Raw genomic sequence first — 3,568 nt, 5'->3', positions numbered from 1 at the left:
TCATCTAAATTAGTATATAGAATTCCATTAAATCTAATTTCAGTATCGCCACTAAAAAATGAACAAATTGGATTAACAATTCCAGTCATCAGCATAGTTAAAAGCATCATTAAAGAAATACAATAATATATAAGCATCTACATCTTTCCTCCTTACTTAGAATCTTTATTTAAATTTAAATTTTAATCTTATATTAAAAAATAATAATAAATTAATCAATAGGTTTTGCGTAACTGGTCGAAAAATTAACAAAATTGGCACAAATAAGATATTAAATAAATAATTAAGTATATATAAAAATACTATATGGGAATTTGATTTAAAAATTGTTAGAAGTAAAAATGTAAAAAAAAATCTATATGTTTAAAATAATTATTAAAATTTTGATAAAAATCCAATATATAATAGATAAATATGTATAATATAAGTACTTTAATTTAGAAGATTTATCCTTAAAGTGAAATATAGGGATTATTTCTATAGAGAATTTTATTAAGTAATTATTTTACAAATGAATATAGGACAAGGTTAAGGATATTGTTTAAAAATTCTAATATTTTATAATAATAAAATTACAATATTATTGTTAGTTATTATTTTGAAACAAAAGTATATTATGGGGGATTTTATGAAAAGAAAAAAGATTATTATTTTTATTTCTACTTCTATAGTGATGATGGCTGTAGTAGGGTCTTACTTTTTTAATAATTTTAAAAGTAGTAGTGATACTTTAGACAATAAAGAACAAAGTGGTATTGAAAATAATTTTAAAAGTGATAAATTAAGTGAAAATGAAGATTACTTAAAAAATGATAAGGTTGAATTAGAAAATAATTTAAATGAAAAAGAATTGGTAAGTAAAGAGAAAAAAGTAGAAGGTGTTCATGTTTCAAAAGAAATAGTAAAGACTAATAAGCCAAGTTTTACAAATGAAAAAAGTGCTCCATTAAAGGATAATATACAATGTGTTCCTCAAGTTACTATTGAACAAGTAAAGACTAATAAACCAAGTTTTACACAAGAACCAAGTGAACCAGTAAAGCCCAATATACCAAGTATTCCACAAGAACCAAATGAACCGATAAATCCAGATATACCTAGTACTCCAGAACTTCCAAGTGAACCTGATATAGTACTTACTGATCTTAATATTACTAAAGATGATTTAGTTGATGGTATCATAACAATATCAAACAAAATATATAATAATATTTTTATTGATTCTTCTTTAGCTGACAGTAAGATTGTATTAGATAACGTAGAAATTAAAGAAAAATTAATTTTAAAAGATGAGGCACAATATGAGGTAGTAATTAATGACTCAAAAATACCTTATATAACAGTAGAAAATAATAAAATAAAGAAAGAAGAAAATAGAGAACTAAATATTAATAAAAATATAAATGGGCCAACATTACAATTAAAAAATGTTAAAGATATAAAGAACATAGATATTAATGGAAATGCATCTATTTATGGAGATTGTAATATTTCAAATTTACATATTTCAAATGGAATGCTACTTCTTGATGCACCTACTAAATTTATGAACATAGATAAAAACTCAAGTTACGCAAATATAACAGTAAATCAAATTGTTAATGAAATAAGTGATAGTGGAAATTGTACAAACATTGCTATTAATTGCAATGTAGATAAAGTAAATTCAAACGGACAAAATTCTAATATTTATATTAAAGAAAATATCACTGTAGATAAAATAAATGTTAATGGAAATTCAACAAGTATAATGGGAAATGGTCTTTTAAATGCTGTGGAAATTAGTGGGGATAATGCTAAAGTTTATACTAAAACTCCAAAAGAAAATATTATAATAAATGAATCAGCAAAAAATGTATTTGTAGGAAGAGAAGAGAAGTTTAAAATAAACTCAATAATACCTAAGCAGCAAGGGGTTATTGAATTTACACTAAATGAAGCAACAAGTAAACCATTAAAATTATCAGATATATCCATACTATGTAACGGTGGTAATTCAATGACAGTATTTGATATAAAAACAAAAGATAATAAAACTTATACGCTAAGTACTTCTTATTATAGAGATAATATATATGAACTATATATTACATTGCCAAATGGAAATATAATTAGCAGAGAATTTAATTATAGTTATAATCATCCTACTGCATCTAAAGTTGAGGTGAATAGAACTAGCAAAACAAATGCTATTCTTGACGTTTATGATGTTGATGAGGGGGGATATTTATACTATAAGCTTGTAGAAAAAAACAATATACGTTCCCAAAGTAATGTGTTAAGTAAAGAGGAGATAAAAGAAAATGGAATTAAGGTTTCTATCAAATCAAACTATAATGAAATACTAATATCTGATTTAAAAGAAAATACAGAATATGATTTGTATTATGTTATGGAAGGATTTGATGGAAGAATATCACCAGTTTATGGGCCACTTACAGTAGGGTTATATAATGATGAAACTGAGGTTAGCGAATATAAATTAGATTATTTAGCAGAAGTTGAAGCTAATAAATTTGTGTTTACATTTAATAGACCAGTTGAAGGTGAGCTTAAATTAGAGGATTTTAAAATTATATGTCCTAGTGAATCTACTCTTACAACTAAGGGAGCAAAATTTATAGTAAGTCCAGATAAGAAAACTTACACAATTATTGTGCCTGATAATTATGGTCATAAAGATAATAAATACACTGTTTCAGTAAATATGCCTGATGGAACTATTGTTGAAGGATCCTTTAGATCACATTTCGATCCACCTGTAACAAATGGTGAAAGCATAGAACGTTATGCAAAGGATAAAATGAAATTTAAGTTTAATTCAGATGAACATGGAGTATTGTATTATGGAATATATGATTGGAATCAATCAGTATTTGAGGGTGATTCAAATACTCCAATGGCAGAGGATGTTTTAAGTGGTAAGATAAAAAGTCAAAAAGCAAAATTAAATTCTGGATACAATGAATTAGATATAGATTTATCAGGTTATACTTTAACAAACAAATCAAGGTTATGGGTTTTATATGTTGATTATGACAACAATTTTCGTGTAGGATTTGTTGATCACTATAAAATTCCAGAGTTTACTGGAGGTACTGATGTAGAAGAGGAAGATAAATCTAAATTAGATATTACTAATTTAGAGGTGTCAGAATATTACGGAAGCACACTTTTAGAATTATATTTTAATGAAGATTTGACTAATACATTTGGAGAGAGAAATATAAAGTTACAATCATTAAGTGGTGTGAATTTACCAGCTAGAATTCCAATGTCTGTGTCATTTCCATCTAATAAACCCAATTATGCAAGTATAGAATTAAGAGGGTTAAAATTAGCTAGTGGTAATTATCGTATAACTATTGAAACATTTGATTCAAAAGATAAGCCAGTAAAAATAGTAAAAGAGTTTACAGTAAAGTAGAATATAAAAAAATATATAAAGTCAAATATGCATCAATATCCAATTAAGTTATAAAAAAAGTTTGGATTTGGTGCATATTTTTATAAATAAAATTAATCTAAGGTTTATATTTTAATATGTTAGGAGAAATATTATGGAGGA

Annotated in this window: 1 protein-coding gene; it reads left to right on the top strand. The window is 25.0% G+C overall.

Going from position 1 to position 3,568, the window contains the following annotated elements; genetic code table 11:
- The first annotated feature begins 628 nt into the window (after positions 1 to 628).
- A complete protein-coding gene (locus Q4E08_RS11870) occupies positions 629 to 3,427 on the top strand; it encodes a hypothetical protein (RefSeq protein ID WP_303131193.1) in 2,799 nt (932 codons plus the stop codon).
- The last annotated feature ends 141 nt before the right edge of the window (positions 3,428 to 3,568 follow it).

The organism is Clostridium sp. (assembly GCF_030532265.1).
GTDB lineage: Bacteria > Bacillota > Clostridia > Clostridiales > Clostridiaceae > Clostridium.
The sequence above is the reverse complement of the archived record's forward strand: the minus strand, read 5'-3'. Positions and strand labels throughout refer to the sequence as shown.